The sequence below is a fragment of the Lactococcus sp. EKM203L genome (genome assembly GCF_011800585.1).
Lineage (GTDB): Bacteria > Bacillota > Bacilli > Lactobacillales > Streptococcaceae > Lactococcus > Lactococcus lactis.
Window position 1 is genome coordinate 334,012 of record NZ_JAALEQ010000002.1, and the last position, 22,298, is coordinate 356,309.

Genomic DNA, 22,298 nt, shown 5'->3' on the forward strand with positions numbered 1-22,298 from the left:
CTATAAAAAGCGTTTAATTTTTGTTATACTTATAAGTGCTTGCTTTTTAAGCTACAAGAAGACTCGATTCTACGAGTAAATAAAGGAATCTTATGACAGAACACGCAATAAAATACAGATTAATAAAAAAAGAAAAACATACAGGAGCAAGATTAGGAGAAATCATCACACCACATGGTACCTTCCCAACTCCAATGTTTATGCCCGTAGGTACTCAAGCTACCGTTAAAACAATGAGCCCAGAAGAACTCAAAACATTAGGCTCAGGGATTATTCTCTCAAACACTTACCACCTCTGGTTACGCCCCGGAGATGAACTTGTTGCTGAAGCTGGCGGTCTTCACAAATTTATGAATTGGGACCAACCTATCCTGACTGATAGTGGTGGTTTCCAGGTTTACAGCCTAGTTCAAAACAAAAAAAATATCACAGAAGAAGGCGTTAAGTTCAAGAGCCATTTGGACGGACGTGAACTTTTTCTTAACCCCGAAAAAGCAATAAGCATTCAAAATAATCTTGGCTCTGACATCATGATGTCCTTTGACGAATGTCCACCTTTCTATCAACCCTATGACTATGTCAAAGCCTCTGTTGAAAGAACTTCCCGTTGGGCTGAGCGCGGTCTCAATGCTCATCGTCGTCCAAATGACCAAGGACTTTTCGGAATTGTTCAAGGAGCTGGTTTTGAAGATTTACGTCGTCAATCAGCTAGAGACTTGACTTCAATGGATTTCGCTGGTTATTCTATCGGTGGTCTTGCCGTTGGTGAATCTCATAAAGAAATGAATGCTGTCCTTGACTTTACAACACCAATGCTTCCAGAAGACAAACCCCGCTATTTAATGGGTGTTGGTGCACCAGACAGCTTGATTGATGGAGTTATCCGTGGAGTTGATATGTTTGACTGCGTTCTTCCTACACGAATTGCTCGTAATGGAACTCTAATGACTCATTTCGGTCGAGTTAACATTCGTAATGCTAAATACGAACACGATTTTACTCCACTTGACCCAATGTGCGATTGCTACACATGCACTAACTATACACGCGCCTACCTTCGTCATTTAATCAAAGCCGATGAAACTTTTGGCCTTCGTCTTTGTTCATACCACAATCTTCACTTCCTTGTTAATTTAATGAAAGACATTCGCGGGGCCATTATGGATGACAACCTTCTGGAATTCCGAGAAGATTTCTGTGAGCGTTACGGCTACAATCAACCCAATGCCAAAGACTTCTAGTTCTTGAAAATAGGTTTAAAAAGTTGTATCATAATAAAAGTGGGTAACCACTCTCATTATGTGCCGAGTTAGCTCAGTCGGTAGAGCACTTCACTCGTAACGAAGGGGTCACAGGTTCGATTCCTGCACTCGGCATAGATAAAAAACCTTGTATCGTTGATATACAAGGTTTTTTATTATTTTATCATATTCTTTTAATTATATTTTTATTAGCATTGATGTATCTTTATGCCCATTAACTTTGCCACTACTTTATTATCGATACCTTAACTTAGTAGTACACTATCACAAGTTTATCTAACACCTCACTTGTAATTATTGGCTCAATTTCTAACTCATTTAACATCTTTTTCATTGTTTTATTTACTGTGACTACATTTGGAATACCATTTTGCAAACTATAATGATGAAAGAAAAAATTTTCTCTATTGGGCCAATCCAAGCTTAATATTTACATGATTTTGAGTTTTTTTGAGTGGTTCTAATATAGACAAATCTTTTTTACTTATTGGAATACTGCAAACTGAAGTATTATTTTTAGGTATTACAAACTAAAATATTTTTGTATTAAGTCACTACCACTTTTTCCAAATCAAAAACATGGCTAAAGCCATGTTTTTATATAATTTTACATTTTACGTCTTTTAAAAAACACATATAAAGTAGCACCCACCATTAATAGTCCAACACCAACTATAGGCAAGAAAGTATTTCGTTCTTCTCCTGTCTTAGGTAATTCTGGCTTTTTAGGTGTAATTGGAAGTCTTTTATTGACGAACTTTCCAGTATTAACAACTTGTGGTTTGTTTTCTGCGCTTGCTTTAATTTCAAAAGCTCTAGTTTCTTGACTTAATTGATAACCTGCTGGAGCCTCTGTTTCAACAAAAGTGTATTTACCTGGTTTTAGATGATTTGCCTTAATTACTCCATTTGCATCAGTTTTGATCCCCTTAATAACTACTTCATGAGTTTCACTATTAGTAACATTAAAGACTGCACCTGAAAGAGATTTACCATTCTCATCTACCTTAATTAGTTCAGCAGATCCTTGATAATTGATAAAGTTCTCTGAAGCCATAACTATTTTTGGTTTATTCTCTTCTTTTGTTGAAATAGTAAAATCAACTTTTGAAGTATTCAAGATATAGCTACTTGGAGCTTTTGTCTCAACAAATGAATAATCTCCTGGTACAAGATTTTCAATTAAAACTTTTCCTTCTTTATCAGAAACCAAGTTCTCTTTGATACTCTTTCCTTTTGAATCAATAACTTTAAAGACTGCGCCTTCTAAAGCTTGACCTTGGCTGTCATGTTTAATTAATTCAGCAGATCCTTGATAGTTGATGAAATTATCGGAAGCCATGACTACTTTGGGTTGACCCTCTTCTTTTGTTGAAATAGTAAAATCAACTTTTGAAGTATTCAAGATATAGCCGCTTGGAGCTTTTGTCTCAACAAATGAATAATCTCCTGGTGCCAAATTGTCAATTAATACTTTACCAGTTTTATCGGAAGCCAAATCTTCTTTGATTATTTTTCCTTTTGAATCAACAACTTTAAAGATTGCACCTTCTAAAGCTTGACCTTGACTGTCATGTTTAATCAACTCAGCTGATCCTTGATAATTAATAAAGTTATCTGAAGCCATGACTACTTTTACTTTGCCCTCTTCTTCACCTGAGATGCTAAAGTTAACTGGCAGAGTATTCAAAATATATCCTTCAGGGGCTTTAGTCTCAACAAATGAATAGTCACCTGGAGCCAAACCTTCAATTAATACTTTACCAGTTTCATCAGAAGTTAAACCTTCTTTTATGGTTTTTCCATCTGCATCAATCACTTTAAAGATTGCACCTGATAAAGCTTGACCGTTGATATCATGCTTAATCAATTCAGCTGACCCTTGATAATTAATAAAGTTATCTGAAGCGACAACCAGTTGAGGCTGGCCTTCACTCTCAGCTAAGATTGTAAAATCAGTAGGGTTAGTATTTAAAACATAACCTGTCGGAGCCTGCGTTTCGATAAATGAATAGTCACCCGGAGCCAAGCCTGTAACATTTACTTTACCAGCTTTATCAGATGTTAAACCTTCTTTTACTAGTTTTCCAGTGTTATCGACTACTTTAAAAATTGCACCTAAAAGTGGTTGTCCTTGGCTATCTCGTTTAATTAATTGGGCTGATCCTTGGTAATTAACAAAGCTATCTGAGGCTATAATTGTTTTGGGTTGACCTTCTTCTTTGTCTGAAATCGTAAAGTGGACAGGATTTGTATTTAGAATATATCCTGTTGGAGCCTTGCTTTCAACAAAGGAATAATCTCCAGGGGATAAACCAGTAGCCGTAACTTTACCATCTTTATCAGAGCTTAAATTAGTTTGGATTGTATTACCATCTTTATCAATAACTTTGAAAATCGCACCTGATAAAGCTTGACCATTACTGTTATGTTTAATGAGTTGTGCTGAACCCTGATAGTTAACTTTTTCCAAGTTGATATCTGGGATGATTCCTTCTTCATTGGCTTTAAGTTCAAAGTCAATTGGGGTTGGGTCCAAAATATAACCCGCTGGGGCTTTAGTTTCAACAAGTGAATATTTACCAGGTGTTAGTTTTTCAATCGTTACATTTCCAAAACTGTCAGAAGTAAGTTTTTCGTAACCTGAAACAACTTGACCGTTGCTGTCTAGTACTTTAAATTCTGCACCTTGAAGTGGATTTTTTACCTCTTTACCATTTTCAATGGTCAGTCCTACTTTTTTCAAGATTACTTTCGTTGGTTCATTTTCAACGTCTTGAATTGGGAAATTAGAAACTTCTCCATCTTTTGCAACTGTTATTTTCTTACCTTTGACTAGTTCTTCATCAAGTGTATACCCTGTTGGGGCCTTAGTTTCAATAAGAAGATAATCAGTAACACGCAAATTCCCAAGTTTTAAATCACCATTTTTGTCGGTATCTCCTTCACGAATTAATTTATCTTTTTTGCCATCTGTACCGATAGACCAAAGTTGAAGATGAGCTCCCGCAAGTTTTGCTTTGCCGAGACCAACTTTTTCCAAAGTAACTGAACCTTTTGATCCGTTTGCACTTCCGTTATGATTAGTTACGGGTACATCTTTTTCAACATCTTGTTCTATTGTTTTCTCGTTGTCTCCAGTAATATGGGCTTGATTAGTTACCACATCATTAGCTTTGTCAGAAGTAATTAATGCACGATATTCTACAACATATGCTGTGTTAATTTCTGATAAAAATTTAATTTTAACTGTTTGAGCCCCTGTAGAATTGTCAGTTTGGATATCAACAGAATAATCTTTGCCTTGTTCAAGAATAATATTTTTGTTCTCAGTAATATTACCAGAAGCGTCAATACTTGTTCCATAAATAAGAATATCTTTTGCTACAATATACTGATTTGAGGAAGGATTATCGGTGACTTCTACATTTTTTAAGGTAGATTGCGAGGCGTTTACTGTAAGTTTCCAATTTACATAATTAGAATCTGTACTTGACTGTGAACCATCTTTCGTTACGAATTCTCCTTGATGTGCTGGAGTAACACTAGCACTTAAATCATGTGAAATGTCCTTATTTGTAAATGTCGCTTTGTTTTTGTACTCCTTCTGATTGATGAGGTTACCTTCTAGACTTGTTTCAAATATTAGAACATAGGCTTTTGTGCTTCCATCTGGTAGTTCTACCTTAACACTTCCTTTGCTTTCTACTATTTTTATTCCCATATCTGAAGTAACTTCAGCACCTAAAGTATAAGTACCATTTTTATTAATCGTAGCTTCATATACTTTAGCACTTCCAGAAACATAGTTTTGATCATCAGAGATTGGATCAGTTATTGAGGCATTGCTTAATTCTTGTTGATTGAAATTTGCTGCAATTGTCCAGGTAATTTTTTTGCTGGTTGCATTATATGAACCAGATTTTTGTCCATTATATTGGAACGGAGGTATTGGTTTAAATTCTTTATTATCATTATTAGTATGATCTCCTCCATTTTGATCCTTCCAAGTCATTGAAGCATCATTTACAAATTTGATATCTCCTTCATGACCAGACCCATTATCAATCACACTAGTATCAAATTTTGTTTTGTATTTAATTTGATATTTATGATCTGTCCCCTCCTTAAGTGGGGACTTAAAGAAAACTGAAAAGCCTGTTGCTGTTTTTACCAGTGTATATTCTGTTGGGGAGAGTATTTTATTTCCAGCAGTTTTATCAATAATTTGGAAAGTATTTTCAAGAAAAGTCAATCCTTCAGACATTTTGTCTTCAAGTGACCAGTTTTCCATCCAATAGCCTGCACTATTAATATCTATTTTCCATGGAATTTCTCTATTCTCGTAATCAATATCTCCATCAATATTTTTAACGATTCCTTGTTGAGTTGCATTACCACCTGACTCGCTGTTATCTCCCGTATCAGTTGTTACTGAGTTATCAATGGTAACATTTCCATCTACGATATCTTTAACCTTCGTTTGATATTCAACTTTTACTGCATAATCAATATCAGTAATAAACTCAATTTTAAATTTTTGAGGATTATCAGGGTCTTGTACAAGTTTATAATCTTCCCCTTCTTTTAATTGATCACCTTTAATTTCTTTTCCGTTACTATCAAAAGTAATTTTATAAAGTTTAACACTTCCGTTCACCAGCTCGATGGCATCACTCATGGTATCTTCAATAAATGACCCTGCTTTATGATTTTTTTCATTATAATTGTATTCTATATTCCAATTATAAATTTGATCGTTCCCTGTTGTAAATGGTCCATTTTTTTTAATTGGCCCTTTATATTGCGCAGTAACAGAGGCACTTGCATTGGTATCTGTTTTTCCATCATTTAATGTCGCTGTATTTTTAAAACTTACAGATCCCTCTTTTTCCGGAAAACTACTTTCATCGATAGTTGTTGTATAGACAACATTGAACGCTTGATCGGTGGTAGCATATTTACCAATAAAAGTAATTTTTCCATTTGAATCAACAGTATAATCTGTACCTTTTACTAAAGGATGTTCTTTATCAATGGAAATGATTTCTCCATTTTTTCCAACTGTCTCAGGGTAAATTTCGACGGATTCATAAGTTGTTCCTTCTGGCATTGGATCGGTAAGTGTAGCATTTTCCATTGTATTTAATGGACGGTTAATATTTATTTCCCAAATCACTTCACTAGGATTTGGAGTTTTATCGAAATGTCCTGATTTATCAATTGCTTGGTCATAGGTTGGCCGAACATGAATTTCTGAAGGGGGAAAATTTTCCTCCGTTGGTGTATCAGCTACAACTTCTCCTGGAACAATTGTCTTATCGAAATGTGCATCATAATGAAAGGTACCCTTAATATCATGATAGGTTTCAACTTTTTCATTGAAGACGAAACGAACGGTTCCATCTGCATTAATTGTATAGGTTCCATAATCTCCCAGTGACGATGTCGCTTGCTCAATTGTTACACCATCAGGAAGTTTAAAATCAAAGTAATCTCCTGATTTCAATGGTAAAATATCTTCTGGAATACTCCAGGTATAATCGATTTGAACTTCTGCATCTATCGGAACATCTGTTTGATCTGGATAAGGTTTTCCTTCTTTATCAAGATATATGACCTTAGCTGAGTCGATAATAGTCGCTGGTGAAATTCCTGAGTCTTCTAGAAGTTTACGAATATCTTGACTTTCCACAGTTTTTATAGCTTGCTCTGAATGTTTAGTCGTACTACTTTCTTTTTCTTTGATTTCAGGTGTAACAGTATTTTGAGTCACAGTGGAAGTTGACTGACTTGGAGTTTCTGAAGTTGAACTCATTTTTGGCAACAATACATCAACCTGGCTATCATTTAATTTGGCTGTTAATCGCTCAAAGTTTTTCAAAAGTTCTTTAGAGATTGAGAAATTGACTTTCACTTCGCTTGTATTTAGTGAATTAAGGTCTATTGTCAATCTATTTTCGTCAGCAGTATAAGATGCTGTTGACTTTTGTCTGTTAGCCTCATTTGGTTCATTAATTTTAATTGATTTATCTAATTCAATAATAGTTGTTTTACTTTTCAATATTGACTGATTAATCTTGAGACTTAAATCAAATGTCATTAAATCAGCATTACTTTCGGATTCATCTATTTTAAATTGACTTAATGTTATATCCGAATCATTTGTTTCTTCATTTATTGCTCCTGCAATTGCTCCAACTGGGGTAATAACATATTGTAAAAGCAGCATTAAACCTAAAATTATAGAAATAACTTTTTTTCTACTTTTCATAATGTCCTCCTTTTGATTTTAAATCAGTTTTGTAAGCGATGTATTTTATTAATTACATTTTCTTATAAAAGTTGCTGATTCTAGGACGTTATAGCATAATACAATACAAATGTGTAATAAATTTCGTACATTAAATTCTATTGTCTTACTTTTATTTATATTTTTGTTGGTTCCTAATATAGCCTTTCTGCAACATAATGGCTCCATAAAGCCATTAGCCCCTTTTTTAATATTTCATAAATATTTAAATGATTAATAAAAAAAGACCGATAAAAATTAAAAATTTGATTCTAAATCGACTTTTATAACAAAAAAATAAGATAATGCTTTTTTAAAAGGGGAAAGTTTTACTTTCGTTTTATTATTTTTACATTACACCTCTAAATTGAGTCTTATTTTAAATAATAAATATTACCGCTTAAGCATTAAGGATAATAATGTATAATAAAGAGAAAGGAACGAGGAACAAATATGGATTATAATGATTTTATGAAAAGTAAGCACATTGCTGAACGTTGGGGAGAGTTTCAGGCTAATTATAAAAATTTAAATAAAACAAGTGAATTAAAGGCTTATCATGATTTACTGACAGAATTTTATGATTATATTCAAAGCCTAGAAGCTCATCTTTTTAATGACGAAAAAGTTGCTGACCAAAAAAATTTACTGACAGAAAATGTAGCAACTCCTTCGCAATTTTTTAATGCTCCCAAAATTCCAGAAACACTTTCTTTTGGCCAAGAAGCACTTAAAGGTGAGGAAGACCCTTGGTTTGGTTTTAATGATGAATAAAAATATTTACTGACCCATTCTGTCAGTAAATATTTTTTGTTTTATATGGGAATTTCGTTGTGAAAACCTTTGCAAAAGTGATAAAATAGAGCTAGAAATGATTTTCAGTAAAAAGGAGAATAGCTTATGCCTCTAAATATTTTGGATTACGACCCTTATTTGGAACCTTTCAAAGAAGATTTGTCTTTGCGGCTTTTTGAATTTGCTCGAACAAAAAAACGGCTTTTAGGAACTGATGGTTCGCTTGTTGATTTTGCTAATGGTTATAAGTATCTTGGCTTTCAACAAGAAAGTAAACACTGGACTTTTCGCGAATGGGCACCAAATGCTAAAAGAGCTTGGTTGGTTGGAGATTTCAATAATTGGGAAAACAATTTTGAGTTGAAACAGGCCTATGGTGGGACTTGGGAAATTTCAATTCCGGGTATGCTACCGGTGGGTTCTAAGGTGAAGGTTAAGCTGCTTTTACCGTCTGGTGAAACAGTTTATCGTGTTCCCTCTTATATTATGTTTGCTGTCCCCAATGAGCGCCATGAATTGGATGGAGTGATTGTTCAACCAAAATATGATTGGAAGAATAAAGCCCCTCAGTTAAAAGAAGCTCCTTTGATTTATGAAGCACATATTGGTATTTCAACTGAAGAATATAAAATTAATTCTTATAAAGAATTCACGTGCGATGTCTTACCAAGAATTAAAAAGGCTGGTTACAATACTATTCAACTGATGGCAATTATGGAACATCCGCTCTATGCTAGTTTTGGTTATCAAGTTTCCAATTTCTTTGCAATTTCTAGTCGTTTTGGTCAGCCAGAAGATTTGATGGAATTGATTGATCAAGCTCATGGTATGGGTTTGCGAGTGCTTTTAGATGTGGTTCATTCACATGCTGTAAAAAATATCGAAGATGGTCTCAACTATTTTGATGGGACAGAAAATCAGTATTTTTATGAAGGTGAACGAGGAAATCATCCAGCTTGGAAGACAAAACTTTTTAATTATGGCAAAGATGAAGTGATTCATTTTCTACTTTCAAATCTTAAATTTTGGTTGGATACCTATCATTTTGACGGTTTTCGTTTTGACGGTGTGACTTCAATGCTTTATCATGATCATGGTTTAGGGACTGCATTTACTGATTACAGCAAATATTTTTCGCTCAATACAGATATCGAAGCGGTGACTTATTTGATGTTGGCAAATGAATTAACACATTTATTCAATCCATCAGCAACAACAATCGCTGAAGATATGTCAGCCATGCCGGGAATGGCCCTACCTATTTCAAGTGGTGGAATTGGTTTCGATTACCGTTTATCAATGGGAATTCCTGATTTTTGGATTAAACAATTGAAAGAAAAAACGGATAATAGTCTTGACTTATTGAGCCTTTGGTGGGAATTAACAACGAGACGTCCCGGTGAAAAAAATATTGGTTATTCTGAAAGTCATGACCAAGCTTTAGTTGGTGATAAAACGATTATGATGTGGTTAGCTGATGAAGAGATTTATTGGAAAATGGACCTTAATAGTCAATCTCTAAAAATTGACCGTGCTATAGCGCTTCATAAATTAATTCGCCTAATTACTTTTAGTTTGGCTGGTGAGGGTTATTTAAATTTCATGGGTAATGAATTTGGCCACCCCGAATGGCTTGATTTTCCGCGTCAAGAAAATCATGATGATTTCCAACATGCTAGAAGACAATGGTCTTTAGGTGATAATAAAGATTTGCGTTTCCAATATTTATTGGCATTTGACCAAGCGATGATTAATCTAGAGCGACATTACAAGTTTTTAGAAAGCCCAGAACCTGTCCAACAACTTTGGATAAAAAATTCGGATAAATTACTAGCTTACCAAAAAGGGCAACTTCTTTTCGTCTTTAATTTCCATCCTAGTTATGAACAAGAGCTTCAACTCCAATTTCCTGAAAAACCAGAACTTATCTTCGATAGTGATGACCAAAAATTTGGTGGTTTTGGTCCAAGAAGTAGTTTTGGTTGGTCAAAAGGGCATTTAAATCTAATCCTTGAACCTAGAACTGCCATGGTTTTCCGAATTAAAGAATAAAAACCTGTCAATTGACAGGTTTTTTTTACTGACAAAATCGTAAAAGTTACTGACAGAAATCCAAAAAGTCTGTCAGTAACTTTAAAAGGCATTTAAATTCGGTTCAAGCAAAGTCCAGAGATTTTCAAATTGATTTTGAAATTGGTCATCCCACTGTGGGGCAATTTTTGGGTGATGAAAATAAACGAAAGCTTGAATATAAGCAGCAGCTTCCTCTTCACTTTCAAATTTAGCAGCTGTCTTTAGACTCTCAACCATTTCTAAAATATGTTTACGTCCCAATTCTAAATTTTCTCCAATGTAGGTTGTGTATAAGGCAAACATTTCTGGAGTTTTTCGATGTGCTTCATATTTGGCAATGGCGACTGACCAGAGCCAATCATGAACAATCTCTTTTTGATGTTCATACTTGCTTGTGTCAAAAGGAAATATTTTTACAAGTGTCTGACCATTGAGCCAACGAAGGGCAAGTATCGTTAAAAGTTCATCTTTACTTTTAAAGTGCTTATAAATAGCTGGTTGACTAATATTGAGTTCCTTAGCAATTTTTGAAATGGTGAGTTTCTCTATTCCATTCTCTAAGATAAATTCTTCTGTTTTTCCTAATATCTTTTCACGTGTATTCATAAATTAATTGTAACACAAGTTATAATTCTTGACAAATATAACTTTCTGGTTTATAATTCATTTTATTGGTTATAAAAGTTAAAAAAAATAACCTCATAAAAAGGAGAAATCATGACATTTACAGGACATACGATTTTAATCACAGGTGGTACAAGCGGAATCGGACTTGGTTTTGCTAAAAAGTTTTCCGAATTAGGAAATAAAGTCATCATTACCGCCCGAAATGAAAAACGTCTTAATCAAATTTTAAATGAAAATCCAACTTTTACAGGATTTGTCAGTGATGTTGCTGACAAAGACTCCCTCCCCCAATTAGTCAAATTCATCAAAGAAAATTTCCCTCAACTTGATGTCATTATGAACTGTGCCGGAATTATGCGTGCGATTAATTTGTTTGAACAAGCTGACAATTCTCTGGAAGTACTGACAGAAGAAATTCATATTAATTTATTAGGAACAATTGCTGTGACACAAGCATTTTTGAAAATCCTTGTCGCAAATAATGGGCTAGTAATTAATGTTTCATCAGGATTATCAAATCTGGCTGACGGTGCACACCCTATTTACAATTTGACCAAAGCTGGGGTTCATTTTTACTCTGATGCGCTTCGAGAACAAGCTAAATATTTTGAAAAGACTTTAAAAGTCATCGAATTAGTTCCACCATTAGTTGCTGAAACAAATCTCGAAAGCCATACAAATACTGACGCACCCAATAATATGGCACTTTCAGACTTAATTAGTGAAACTTTAGCCGGGCTTGAAAATGGCTTAGACCGGATTGACGCTGGTTTTGCTAAACAACTTCACCAAATGGGCAAAGTAAATAGTGACGAAAACACCAAACTACTTTCTCAACAAATGCTCAGCAATTATTTTCCCAAAATGAAAGATTAGAGAAGAAAAATGTCACTTAATCCCTTTCAAATGCATAATACCAAAAAAGAACTCCGTAAAAATTTTGAACTCACAAAACTTAGCAAATCTGAAGTTGCTACTGATTTAAAAATTAGCGAAGTAAAACTTGAAAAAATATTTAATCTTAAACAAAGAACACTCGAAGACACTTGGATTTTACGAAATTATTTACTAGAAAAAGTAGAAAAAACAGGTCAACAACCTGTTCCCTTTACCGCTTTATCTGGAGATTGGCACCGTCACTGGTTTTTAAATTCCAATCTAATTGACCAACAACAAATGTCTAAAGGCGACAACTAAAACTCAAAGGAGAAAAATCATGAAAACACTTATCACTGGCGCAAATAAAGGAATTGGTTTTGCACTTGCTCAAAACCTTGGTCATCGCGGCTATGAAGTCTTGGTCGGAGCCCGTAATGAAACGCGTGGACAAGAAGCCGTTGAAAAACTGAAGGCCGAAGGAATTACTGCCGAATTTGTCAAAGTAGATTTAGATGACTTAAATCAATTGACGAGTCTGTCAGCACTGACAGATATTGATTTACTTATTAATAATGCTGGAATTTCTGGGAATATTCATTCAGATAAAGGGCATCTTGATATGGAAAAATCAGCTTTTGATTATTCAACAACTGATTTAGAAGAAACAATTAAGACCAATTTTTTGGGAACACATGCTGTGATTAAAGAACTTCTTCCACATTCACTGACAGAAAACGCTAAAATTATTAACATTACCGTACCCGTTTCTCAAGAATATTGGATGCCACTTGCTTATGTCACTTCAAAAGCCGCACAAAATGCCATGACCTTTGCTTTTGGTCATCAATTCAAAAAAGATAAATCTAAAAAACAAATCTTTGCTGTTATGCCTGGTGCAGTTGCAACAGATTTGAACGGTGCAAAAGTTGGGGATAGTCCATTTGTAAAATCTCCTGAAGAAACAGCTCAAATGATTAGTAAATTTATTTTTGATGACAAAAATCATAATGCTCAAATTATTAATTTTGACGGAACAATTTATGATAACTATGAACCAGGCTTACGTAACAAAGTCATTAAAGATGTCGCTAAAAATGGTTTAAAGCGTAAATTTAAAAAATAAATAAAAAAGTTACTGACAGATTGGTCAGCAACTTTTTTATTGTTTTTTGAAAAAAGCGTAAGCAAATCTTAACATTTATGATAAAATAATTCCATGGAAAAAGAAAGATTTTTGGCTTTTACAGATGCTATTATTGCCATCATTGCAACGATTATGGTTTTAGAATTTAAAACCCCTGATAAAAGTGGCTGGCCTACTCTGGCAGAATTAACCATCCGACTTTTAGCCTATGCTTTGAGCTTTTTTATGATTATGACCGTATGGTATAATCATCATCAACTTTATCGTGATATTAAAAATATTACTCCTCGAATATTCTTATTGAATACGCTCTGGCTATTCATTATGTCATTTTTCCCCTTCACCACGGGTTGGGTCGGAAAACATGCAAGTGAGTTTCTCCCTGAATTTTTCTATTTGATTGTTATTTTTCTCTGGGCGGCTGTTTTTCATCTTATGGACCATGAGCTGCTCAAAGAAAATCCTGATAAAGAATACAAAGAAATCACACACAGTCTTTCAGGTAGAAATCTTTTTCTCATCAACTTTCTTTCTATTGTTATCGTTTGGTTTTGGCCTCCTATCGGCTTAGTTTGCGTTGCTATGCTTGCTACAATATCCCTCATAAGTTTCTTAAAGAAATAAAAAGCCGTCAGTTAATGACAGCTTTTTATTTTAATCTTCTTGTTCATCCATAAAGCTATTGAAGACTTCTTCAATCATATCCCATTCATCTTCAGCATCTTCAGGGATTGGTTGCAAATCACCTTCAGTACCGTCAGCATTCTCAGTAAATGAGTAAGCCAAAACATCGATAAGACCTTGTTCATCTTCTTCAAACTCAGTAGGTTGTAAAACAACATAGTTTTTGCCAAATTCTTCTTGTCCATCAATGGTAATCAAAATTTGGAACAAGCTTTCGTTTCCATTTTCATCAACCAAAGTAATATAGTCAGGTTCATGATTATGGTCATGTTCGTGATCATGTGTATGAGTCATTTTATTTCCTTTTCTTCATCCTTAATTAGAGGAATTTTCTGCTATTCATAATAAAATAAATAGACAACTTTTACTGACAGAAAATCCTACGAATACTTGTCAGTATTTTTATACTTACAAATAAACTAAAGCTTTCATCAGTAAACCAAAAATTATAATTTTAATGCATGAGCATCCAAATAATTTTGTAAAATCAAAACAGCAGCCAATTTATCAATTGATTTTTTGCGATCTTTACGACGCACACCACCATCAATCAATACTTTTTCAGCTTGCGCAGTTGTCAATCGTTCATCTTGATAAGCGACTTCCAAACCGAATTCATTGGCTAATTTTGTACCATAATCCCGTGATGCTTCGGCACGAATCCCTTCATCACCGTTCATATGTTTTGGAAGACCAAGAACTACCTTTTCAGGTTTGTATTCTTTAATCAAAACGCCCAAACGTTCAAAGCCAAGCTCACCAGCTTCACTGTCAATCTTAATGGTTTCAACAGGTTGAGCGGTCATCCCAAGTAAATCACTGACAGAAACTCCCACAGTTTTTGTTCCGACATCAAGCCCTAAAATTCGTGCAAACACTATAAATTGACACCATTATCTTTCAAATAATTCTTGATTAATTCCTCAACAATATCATCTCGGTCAAAACGACGAATTTTATTACGTGCATCATCATGACGAGGGATATAAGCAGGGTCTCCCGACAAAACATAACCCACGATTTGATTGATAGGATTGTAACCCTTAGCCTCAAGCACATTGTAAACATCAACGAGTGTTTCGCCAATTTCTTTCTTGTCCGAATCACCAAATTCAAAACGGACTGTTTCATCTGTAAAACTCATAAGACACCTCCTTTAAATTTATCTGTAAAGCCAGATTAAACTAAAAATCAATAATTTCCATCCCGTCAGCCAACTGATGTCCACATTTTTAGAAGACAATCATTTTATTTACTGACAGAAATATCCCATTAAAAATTTCTTAGATACATGTTAATTATACGTTATTTTTTGCTTGAATTCAACCGTTTTCTCCATTAAAGTAAATAAAAGCCTTCTATCAAGGCTTTTAAATTTAAGTTAAAAATTTCCAAAGGTATAAATTATAAAAATAAGTTCAATAAAAGACTAGTTTTAAAAACTAGTCTTTACTACAATGATTTTAAGGTAAAATGTTTCCAGCCGCCATGTACAAGTCGTACCATTCCGCACGTTCTAAGACAATATCTGAAGCAGCAGCAATTTCTTCAATTCGGCTCAATGTCATCGTACCAATAATTGTTTGGATATTGGCAGGATGCCGATTAATCCAAGCGACAGCAATTCCAGTTGGGGTAGAATTGTATTTTTCTGCATAAAATTCCAATTTTTTATTCAAATCAGGGAATTTTTCATTTCCAACAAAGACACCTTCAAAGAAACCATATTGGAAAGGTGACCAAGCCTGAATAGTCATCTTATTAATACGAGAATACTCTAAAATACCATTATCATGAACAAAAGAACCTTCATCACTCATATTTACATGAATCCCAGCATCAATCATTCCCGTATGTTTCAAGCCAAACTGTAATTGATTAAACAACAACGGCTCTTTCACCGCTGTTTTCAACAGTTCAACTTGACCAGGATTTTGATTAGAAACCCCAAAATAACGTACTTTTCCTGCTTTTTCCAATTCATAAAAAGCCTCAGCTACTTCTTCAGGTTCGACTAAAGTATCTGGACGATGCAAGAGCAAAGTATCCAAATAATCAGTTTTTAAACGAGATAAACTCCCCTCAACCGATTCAATAATATGTTTTTTTGAAAAATCGAACATTTTTCCAGGAACAATTCCACATTTTGACTGTAAAATAATATCTTCTCGTTTTACTGACGATTTTTCTAGAGCATCTGCAAAAATCGATTCACAAGCTCCACCCCCATAGATATCAGCATGGTCAAAGAAATTTATTCCTTGCTCCACTGATTTTTCAATGACAGCAACCGGATCTTTTCCCTCTTCATTAATTCTCATACAACCTAAAATAATTTGAGAAGCTTCAAGTTCACCAATTTTGAATTTTTTCACGACAAAACTCTCCTTTAAGTGTGAGATTTCACCTTATCTTCAATCAACAAAGGAAAAAATTTCACTAATTATTTAATAAAACCATTATAACACAATTAATGAAACCGTTTAACAAAATATATTTAATCATCAACTGACTCCTGCCTTATTTATGAATAATCAAATAAAAAAAATCAGCCATAAGCTGATTTCAATTTCATTTACAAATTAAACTGTAAGTGAAGCACGTCCTTTACGACGACGAGCTGCAAGGACACGACGTCCGTTTTTAGTTGCCATACGGCTACGGAATCCGTGAGTAGTCTTACGAGATTTTTTGTGTGGTTGGTAAGTACGTTTCATTTTATATAAGTCCCTGGGCTACTTCACTTTTGGTTGAAAGTAGCTCCACCTTTTCGGTGTTCCTTTCATCTTTTTACTGCTATTAAAAGCATACCTTACAATTCTACACTATGAAAGGTCTTTTGTCAAGGCTAAATCTCTTTAGCCACAACAATATAGCGATTATATTCCTGTCCTTCTGAATGACTTGATACACCATTTTCCTGACCAATAATAGTGTGAACAATTTTACGTTCATTAGACTGTAAATCATTAATATAAACAGTTTCACCGCCACGCGCACGTTCAGCTGCACGATGAGCAAGACTTACGATATAAGCTTTGCGTTTTTCATGATAATCACCCACATTAACAGCAATATTCATTCGTGTATTCAAAATACTATTAGCGTAAGCTTTTGCTAAAATTTGCAAACTTTGTAAAATTTTACCATGTTTGCCAATAAGCAAAGCATCATGATTAGAAGTCAAATTGAAAACTGTTAAATTTCCGTCACGAGAAACTGAAACACGCGTTGCAATTCCCATTTCTTGTGTGATAGTTGTTAAATAGCTTGAAATTTTTGAAGCAATTTTTTCATCTTCGTTTGAAACTTCTTTCTTCGCTTCAACTTCTTCTTTAACAGCAGAAACCACATCAGAGAGGTCTGCTGTTCCTTGACGATTTTGAACAACCGTCTTTTTAGCCACTTCAATAATCGCATTACGCTCTTCTTCAGTGATTTCACCATTTTGTTCTCTCTCAGCCGCACGGACAGCTTTAACCACTTGGCTTAATTCAAGTGTTGCTTCCATAGCAGATTGTGACTTAGGCACACCAAGATTAATTGTATCATCCACACCACGTTCTGCTAAATGGTCAGCTTTACGCACTGTTTCTTCATGGATTGGCTCAATATTAACCCGAGCCCGTTTCTTTCCAAATCCTAAGAAACCCTTTTTTTCTTTTTGTTCAATATGAATATGAACATTTTCACGCTTAACATTTAAGCGATTTAAGCCACGTTCGATTGCATCTTCGACCGTTTCACCAGTAAAAATAGCCATAATAAAACTACTCCTGTCATATGATAAAGCCTATTGACAATTTCTAGCACAACTTCCAAATTAAAATAAAAACTGCCAATGGTATTTTTTATTTTTTTCTTGCTTTCTTCAATGCTTTTTCGCGAGCTTTAATTTTGTCTTTTTCGACCTGTACCTTAGCTTCACGCGCCGCAATAATTTTGTATGGATTTGCCAACAACATTGTTTGGAATACTTGGAAAGCATTAGAGATTACCCAGTAGAGTGCAATCCCAGCAGCAAAGTTAACCCCCATAATCAAGATGAAAATAGGCATGATATAAGTCATTGAAGTTGTCATTGCATTTCTTTCTGGAGCAGATTTCATCATCAAGTATGAACTCAAGAAAGTAAAGACCGCAGCCAATATAGGCAAAATAAAAGTAGGGTCTTTAGCACCAATTTCAAACCATAGGAAAGTTCCGTGTTTCAAAAAGTCCACACGAGACAAGGCTTGATAAAGTGCCCATAGCACTGGCATTTGAACAACTAGTGGTAAACAACCCATGTAAGGGTTGACTTTATTTTCTGCATAAAGTTTTTGAATTTCCTCGTTCATCAAACGACGAGATTCCATATCTTTGCTTGGGTATTTAGCCTGAATTTTTTTGATTTCTGGCTGAATTTCTTGCATACGTTGGCTAGATTTGATTTGGATATTCATCAAGGGAAGCAATGCTGCCCGAATAACAATCGTGAATAAAATAATACCAACTCCGGTCAAACCACCAAATGATAAGAAACGAATAACCTGTGCAAAGCCATATACAATTTGGTCCCAAAGGTTGGTTGAACTACTTGTCACAGCTGTTGTTCCACAAGCTGTAAGCAACAAAAGAGCCGCCCCTGCCATTGCGATCAAACTAAATTTCTTTTTCAATCGTTTTCTCCATCCACATAGATTTTTGACAACTTCAAAACGTGTTTTAGATTTTTCTTTACTTCCTCAAAACTGAGTGTTTCAACACCCGAACGTGCAATAATTACAAAATCTTCATCTGTCAAATAAGGCTTAAATTCAGCAATGGCATGGCGTAAAAGACGTTTAATTCGATTACGTAAAACCGCATGACCAAGCTTTTTGCTTACTGATAGACCTACACGAAAATGAGGTTGATTTGTGTTTAATTTATAGACCACAAATTTTTTATTGGCAAAGCTATGTTTCGCTGAAAAAATTTGGTCAAAATCCTTTGAGCGTTTAACGCGATATGTTTTTTTTATAGCCAAGCCACTCTCTCCCATTTTAGAAATTATCGTATTAATTTTATCATAAAATTGCTAAAAAGTCACTATATCACTTGAAAACGTTCTATATAGAACGAAGGATTATCAGTTACATTTAGCATTTAAAAATACCATGTATTTAACAAGGTATTTTTAAATATTTTCTGGATTATCTAGACGACTAAGCAGATGATCGACCATGTAAGTAAAGGATTCTTCTTTAGAAATTGATCCAGACTGACGGAAATATCCTAACTGTGTTAAAGTGATAAATCCATGAAGCGTTGAGCGAAACATCCGACTGATATGAAAATTTTCTTCTTCTGACAAATGAAAATTTTCCAAGCTTCGACGAACCAAACGAATATTTTCTTTTGCCAAATATTCAAGTTCCCCATTATTTGTTTGGTGTATTACATTAATCAGTTCATAAACTGCTTCATATTTTTCAGCGAATCTTTTATAACTCTCAGCATAAGCCCTAAGTGCTGCCAAAGGAGTTAGTCCCACCATTGCATGAGTTAGTTCATAGTTTAATTCTTTTTGGAGGTAGACTGCCGTTGCCACACGTACTTCTTCCATATTTTTAAAATGATTATAAAGTGACGGAGCTTTAATTCCAAAATACTCAGCTAAGCGCGGAAAACTAACATTAGAGAGACCAATTTTACCAGCTAGTTCAATAGTAGCTTGAACGATTTTATCACGAGTCAATGCAATCCTTGCCATAATTGGATTCCTTTCAATACTTTCGATGCGAAAGTTTACTCGAAGTTTGAACTTTTATAGTCGATTCAAACTATCTCACTATCAGTATAAAACTATTCTCAATCTTTTTCAAGCAATGATTCGTCATTGACAAACTACGAACAATAGTTTTATAATATTATTATGAATACATCAAGAAAGAAGGACATTCATTCATGAAAGAATCATGGCAACGAAATTTAATTGTCCTTTGGTTTGGGACATTTATGACGGGGATAGGTTCAAGTCTTATCGCCCCTTTTATATCACTTTACATCAGTACACTTGGCCATTACTCAAAAACGGAATTAAACATCTGGTCAGGCTTGGTCTTCTCATCCACCTTTATTGTTTTAGCAATCGTTTCTCCCCTTTGGGGAAGATTAGCTGACCAGAAAGGTCGGAAATTGATGCTCTTACGCGCTTCTCTTGGGATGGCAATTTCAATTTCATTAATGGCTTTTGTTACAGCTGCTTGGCAATTGCTTATTTTACGCATGCTACTTGGGGCCTTTTCTGGTTTTGTCTCTAATTCAATGGCCTTAATGGCCAGTTCTGCACCAAAGGAAAAATCAGGGGCCGTCTTATCGCTCCTTACAACAGGATCTGTTGCTGGAACTCTTATCGGTCCAATCATTGGCGGAATACTTGTTAATATAACTGGTTATCGTCGCGTTTTTAGCGTCACAGGAATTATTATGTTTCTCGTCTTTTTCCTTGCTTTATTTTTTGTCAAAGAAACATTTAAGCCCGTTGAGAAGAAAAACATGCTTTCCTATAAACAAGTTTGGGAAGTTGTTACCCACCCAGCCATTATTTGGAGCATGTTTTTTGCAACCCTCATTACTCAAATGACCAATCAATCGATTAATCCAGTTCTTTCACTCTATGTCCAAGAACTTATGCATGGTCAAGGAAACATTACTTTCATGGCCGGAATTGTCGCTGCTGCCCCAGGAATCGTTACATTAGTGGCTGCTCCATTCTTAGGTCGTCTAGGTGATAAAGTTGGTCAAAGAAAAATCCTTGGTTTTGGACTTTTCTTTTCACTAATCGTCTTCTCAATCACAGCAATGACAACTAATGTTTGGTTTTTAATTGTTATGAGACTACTTGTCGGAGTCTCTGATGCGGCAATTCTCCCTTCAGTTCAAGCCATCTTAGCAAAAGAATCTCCTCAAGCTATTACTGGTCGAATTTTCTCTTATAATCAATCTGCTCAATCAATTGGTGCTTTTGCAGGTCCCTTACTTGGTTCAGCTATTGCTGGATTTATTGACTATCGTTATGTCTTTGTGGGTTCAGCAATTCTGGTTGTCTTTAACTTAATAAACTACTTTACACATACTAAATCACTTGCTGTAAAAAACTAATTATAAAAAAGAACTTCAAATTTGAAGTTCTTTTTTTGCTTCTTCTATTTGTTTTTTAACCGATTCAAATCCCGTACCACCTAGAGAATTTCTTCTTGAAACTGCCGTTCTTGATTTTAAAACTTCATAAACATCTTCATTGATTAATGGAGATAGCATTTGATAATCTTGTAAATTTACATCTTGAAGGTAAATTCCTTTTTTTATACAATCTAATACTAAGAGACCCACTAATTCATGAGCTTTTCTAAAAGGAAGGCCCTTTGCTGCAAGGTAATCGGCCAACTCTGTCGCATTAGAAAAATCTTGTTCAGTTGATTTTTCCATGTTTACACGGTTTACAGTTAAAGTTGACAACATCCCATTCATAACTGTTAAAGAAGTTATTATAGTATCAGCACTATCAAACATTCCTTCTTTATCTTCTTGCAAATCTTTGTTATAAGCTAAAGGTAAACCTTTCATCACAGTCAATAAAGCTGTAAGATTTCCATAAACGCGGCCTGTTTTTCCTCTGATTAATTCTGCCATATCTGGATTCTTTTTCTGTGGCATAATAGAAGAACCCGTAGAATATGCATCAGACAGACTGACAAATTTGAATTCATGACTAGACCATAGTAAAAGCTCCTCACAAAATCTTGATAAGTGCATCATTAACAAACTTGCATTTGAGAGAAATTCTAAAATAAAGTCACGGTCACTGACCGCATCCATTGAATTATCATAAGCCTTCTCAAAACCAAGTAATTTTGTCGTCAACATTCTATCAATCGGAAACGTTGTCCCAGCTAGAGCTGCCGCTCCTAAAGGATTCATATCTGTATGCTTAACATTAAATTCAAAACGTTCAAAATCACGTGTCAGCATTTGATAATAAGCCATTAGATGTTGACCAAAGGAAATCGGTTGTGCATGTTGTAAATGAGTATAACCAGGCATAATAGTGTCAATTTGGTTTACAGCGAGCTTTACAATTGTTTCTCTTAACCCTTTTAAAGCTTCTAAAACGGCCTCTAAGATACTTTTGAGGTATAGATGCATATCTGTTGCCACTTGATCATTTCTAGAGCGAGCCGTATGCAATTTACCAGCTAGTGGACCAATTTCTTGATGAAGATAAGATTCCATATTCATATGGATATCTTCATTTTCCATCTTGAATTCAATTTGGCCATTAAGAAGCTTTTCTTCTACTTTTTTCAGACCTTTGGCAATTTTTTGGGATTCCTCGGTAGTAATAATTCCTGTTTCACCCAACATCTTTACATGAGCTAATGAGCCTTTTAAATCAAAAGGAGCAAGTCGTTGCTCAAATTTAATTGATGCTCCAAATTCTTCCGTTTGTTTATCTAGTGACGCCTCAAAACGTCCTCCCCAAAGTTTTTCTACCATTCTCTTACTTTCCAAATTT

At 34.7% G+C, this 22,298-nt stretch carries 20 protein-coding genes and 1 tRNA gene; 9 read left to right on the forward strand and 12 right to left on the reverse strand.

What is annotated here, in order from left to right; all coding sequences use genetic code 11:
* The first annotated feature begins 92 nt into the window (after positions 1–92).
* Both tgt and HFD15_RS04905 read left to right on the forward strand, forming a co-directional pair.
* Positions 93–1,241 carry a tRNA guanosine(34) transglycosylase Tgt gene (gene tgt / locus HFD15_RS04900; protein WP_167593298.1) on the forward strand — a complete coding sequence of 383 codons (1,149 nt, stop codon included), beginning with the start codon at positions 93–95 and terminating at the stop codon, positions 1,239–1,241.
* Positions 1,242–1,303: 62 nt separating this feature from the next.
* Positions 1,304–1,376: transfer RNA gene (locus tag HFD15_RS04905), tRNA-Thr, on the forward strand.
* A gap of 493 nt (positions 1,377–1,869) precedes the next feature.
* Here the strand turns inward: HFD15_RS04905 and HFD15_RS04910 are convergent.
* Positions 1,870–7,536: a SpaA isopeptide-forming pilin-related protein gene (locus HFD15_RS04910; RefSeq protein WP_167593297.1), complete on the reverse strand. Its 5,667-nt coding sequence runs from the start codon at positions 7,534–7,536 to the stop codon at positions 1,870–1,872.
* 471 nt (positions 7,537–8,007) lie between these two features.
* Between HFD15_RS04910 and HFD15_RS04915 the strand changes: the two genes are divergently transcribed.
* Both HFD15_RS04915 and HFD15_RS04920 read left to right on the forward strand, forming a co-directional pair.
* Positions 8,008–8,328 carry a hypothetical protein gene (locus HFD15_RS04915; protein ID WP_015425665.1) on the forward strand — a complete coding sequence of 107 codons (321 nt, stop codon included), beginning with the start codon at positions 8,008–8,010 and terminating at the stop codon, positions 8,326–8,328.
* Positions 8,329–8,454: 126 nt separating this feature from the next.
* Positions 8,455–10,401 carry an alpha-amylase family glycosyl hydrolase gene (locus HFD15_RS04920; protein ID WP_058208219.1) on the forward strand — a complete coding sequence of 649 codons (1,947 nt, stop codon included), beginning with the start codon at positions 8,455–8,457 and terminating at the stop codon, positions 10,399–10,401.
* Positions 10,402–10,482: 81 nt separating this feature from the next.
* Here HFD15_RS04920 and HFD15_RS04925 read toward each other — a convergent pair whose 3' ends face one another.
* Entirely contained in the window at positions 10,483–11,028 is a 546-nt protein-coding gene (locus HFD15_RS04925; protein ID WP_010905153.1) for a TetR/AcrR family transcriptional regulator, read from the reverse strand.
* Positions 11,029–11,139: 111 nt separating this feature from the next.
* Here HFD15_RS04925 and HFD15_RS04930 point away from each other — a divergent pair, with 111 nt between their 5' ends.
* The 4 genes from HFD15_RS04930 (at position 11,140) to HFD15_RS04945 (ending at position 13,696) form a co-directional block, all read left to right on the forward strand.
* Positions 11,140–11,925: an SDR family oxidoreductase gene (locus HFD15_RS04930; protein ID WP_021723273.1), complete on the forward strand. Its 786-nt coding sequence runs from the start codon at positions 11,140–11,142 to the stop codon at positions 11,923–11,925.
* 9 nt (positions 11,926–11,934) lie between these two features.
* Positions 11,935–12,246: a DUF2316 family protein gene (locus HFD15_RS04935; RefSeq protein WP_023189515.1), complete on the forward strand. Its 312-nt coding sequence runs from the start codon at positions 11,935–11,937 to the stop codon at positions 12,244–12,246.
* A 19-nt stretch (positions 12,247–12,265) separates the two neighbouring features.
* Positions 12,266–13,051, forward strand: coding sequence for an SDR family NAD(P)-dependent oxidoreductase (locus HFD15_RS04940; protein ID WP_021215198.1), 786 nt, complete (start codon positions 12,266–12,268; stop codon positions 13,049–13,051).
* A 93-nt stretch (positions 13,052–13,144) separates the two neighbouring features.
* Positions 13,145–13,696, forward strand: coding sequence for a TMEM175 family protein (locus tag HFD15_RS04945; RefSeq protein WP_058208218.1), 552 nt, complete (start codon positions 13,145–13,147; stop codon positions 13,694–13,696).
* Between the two features lie 30 nt (positions 13,697–13,726).
* On the opposite strand, the gene HFD15_RS04950 is transcribed toward HFD15_RS04945, so the two are convergent.
* From HFD15_RS04950 to HFD15_RS04990, 9 genes are all read right to left on the reverse strand, one after another.
* On the reverse strand, positions 13,727–14,050 hold the full coding sequence (locus HFD15_RS04950; RefSeq protein WP_003131822.1) for a DUF1292 domain-containing protein: 324 nt from the start codon (positions 14,048–14,050) through the stop codon (positions 13,727–13,729).
* Positions 14,051–14,202: 152 nt separating this feature from the next.
* Positions 14,203–14,634, reverse strand: a complete 432-nt coding sequence (ruvX, locus tag HFD15_RS04955) for a Holliday junction resolvase RuvX (protein ID WP_003131821.1) — start codon at positions 14,632–14,634, stop codon at positions 14,203–14,205.
* Positions 14,634–14,900, reverse strand: a complete 267-nt coding sequence (locus HFD15_RS04960; protein WP_003131820.1) for an IreB family regulatory phosphoprotein — start codon at positions 14,898–14,900, stop codon at positions 14,634–14,636. The genes ruvX and HFD15_RS04960 overlap by 1 nt, the downstream gene beginning before the upstream one ends.
* A gap of 319 nt (positions 14,901–15,219) precedes the next feature.
* Positions 15,220–16,131, reverse strand: coding sequence for an aldo/keto reductase family oxidoreductase (locus tag HFD15_RS04965; protein WP_003131819.1), 912 nt, complete (start codon positions 16,129–16,131; stop codon positions 15,220–15,222).
* Between the two features lie 207 nt (positions 16,132–16,338).
* A complete protein-coding gene (gene rpmH, locus HFD15_RS04970; protein WP_003131818.1) occupies positions 16,339–16,473 on the reverse strand; it encodes a 50S ribosomal protein L34 in 135 nt (44 codons plus the stop codon).
* Between the two features lie 131 nt (positions 16,474–16,604).
* Positions 16,605–17,519 carry an RNA-binding cell elongation regulator Jag/EloR gene (gene jag, locus HFD15_RS04975; protein ID WP_003131817.1) on the reverse strand — a complete coding sequence of 305 codons (915 nt, stop codon included), beginning with the start codon at positions 17,517–17,519 and terminating at the stop codon, positions 16,605–16,607.
* A gap of 88 nt (positions 17,520–17,607) precedes the next feature.
* Positions 17,608–18,417, reverse strand: a complete 810-nt coding sequence (locus tag HFD15_RS04980; RefSeq protein ID WP_010905140.1) for a YidC/Oxa1 family membrane protein insertase — start codon at positions 18,415–18,417, stop codon at positions 17,608–17,610.
* Positions 18,414–18,782 carry a ribonuclease P protein component gene (gene rnpA / locus HFD15_RS04985; RefSeq protein ID WP_003131815.1) on the reverse strand — a complete coding sequence of 123 codons (369 nt, stop codon included), beginning with the start codon at positions 18,780–18,782 and terminating at the stop codon, positions 18,414–18,416. Before rnpA ends, HFD15_RS04980 begins: the two co-directional genes overlap by 4 nt.
* Before the next feature lie 135 nt (positions 18,783–18,917).
* Positions 18,918–19,493, reverse strand: coding sequence for a TetR/AcrR family transcriptional regulator (locus tag HFD15_RS04990; RefSeq protein WP_003131814.1), 576 nt, complete (start codon positions 19,491–19,493; stop codon positions 18,918–18,920).
* Between the two features lie 194 nt (positions 19,494–19,687).
* Between HFD15_RS04990 and HFD15_RS04995 the strand changes: the two genes are divergently transcribed.
* The gene (locus HFD15_RS04995; RefSeq protein ID WP_167593296.1) at positions 19,688–20,884 is read left to right on the forward strand and encodes a multidrug efflux MFS transporter; all 1,197 of its coding nucleotides are present in this window, start codon (positions 19,688–19,690) and stop codon (positions 20,882–20,884) included.
* 15 nt (positions 20,885–20,899) lie between these two features.
* Here HFD15_RS04995 and argH read toward each other — a convergent pair whose 3' ends face one another.
* On the reverse strand, positions 20,900–22,279 hold the full coding sequence (gene argH / locus HFD15_RS05000) for an argininosuccinate lyase (RefSeq protein ID WP_021723284.1): 1,380 nt from the start codon (positions 22,277–22,279) through the stop codon (positions 20,900–20,902).
* Between the last annotated feature and the right edge of the window lie 19 nt (positions 22,280–22,298).

Bases quoted from the DNA above. Each gene is read 5' to 3' on its own strand.
- tgt (WP_167593298.1), top strand. From the start codon at position 93: ATGACAGAACACGCAATAAAATACAGATTAATAAAAAAAGAAAAACAT.
- HFD15_RS04945 (WP_058208218.1), top strand. From the start codon at position 13,145: ATGGAAAAAGAAAGATTTTTGGCTTTTACAGATGCTATTATTGCCATC.
- HFD15_RS04995 (WP_167593296.1), top strand. From the start codon at position 19,688: ATGAAAGAATCATGGCAACGAAATTTAATTGTCCTTTGGTTTGGGACA.
- HFD15_RS04935 (WP_023189515.1), top strand. From the start codon at position 11,935: ATGTCACTTAATCCCTTTCAAATGCATAATACCAAAAAAGAACTCCGT.
- rnpA (WP_003131815.1), bottom strand. From the start codon at position 18,782: ATGGGAGAGAGTGGCTTGGCTATAAAAAAAACATATCGCGTTAAACGC.
- HFD15_RS04960 (WP_003131820.1), bottom strand. From the start codon at position 14,900: ATGAGTTTTACAGATGAAACAGTCCGTTTTGAATTTGGTGATTCGGAC.
- HFD15_RS04940 (WP_021215198.1), top strand. From the start codon at position 12,266: ATGAAAACACTTATCACTGGCGCAAATAAAGGAATTGGTTTTGCACTT.
- HFD15_RS04950 (WP_003131822.1), bottom strand. From the start codon at position 14,050: ATGACTCATACACATGATCACGAACATGACCATAATCATGAACCTGAC.
- HFD15_RS04925 (WP_010905153.1), bottom strand. From the start codon at position 11,028: ATGAATACACGTGAAAAGATATTAGGAAAAACAGAAGAATTTATCTTA.
- HFD15_RS04920 (WP_058208219.1), top strand. From the start codon at position 8,455: ATGCCTCTAAATATTTTGGATTACGACCCTTATTTGGAACCTTTCAAA.
- HFD15_RS04990 (WP_003131814.1), bottom strand. From the start codon at position 19,493: ATGGCAAGGATTGCATTGACTCGTGATAAAATCGTTCAAGCTACTATT.
- HFD15_RS04915 (WP_015425665.1), top strand. From the start codon at position 8,008: ATGGATTATAATGATTTTATGAAAAGTAAGCACATTGCTGAACGTTGG.
- rpmH (WP_003131818.1), bottom strand. From the start codon at position 16,473: ATGAAACGTACTTACCAACCACACAAAAAATCTCGTAAGACTACTCAC.
- HFD15_RS04910 (WP_167593297.1), bottom strand. From the start codon at position 7,536: ATGAAAAGTAGAAAAAAAGTTATTTCTATAATTTTAGGTTTAATGCTG.
- argH (WP_021723284.1), bottom strand. From the start codon at position 22,279: ATGGTAGAAAAACTTTGGGGAGGACGTTTTGAGGCGTCACTAGATAAA.
- HFD15_RS04930 (WP_021723273.1), top strand. From the start codon at position 11,140: ATGACATTTACAGGACATACGATTTTAATCACAGGTGGTACAAGCGGA.
- jag (WP_003131817.1), bottom strand. From the start codon at position 17,519: ATGGCTATTTTTACTGGTGAAACGGTCGAAGATGCAATCGAACGTGGC.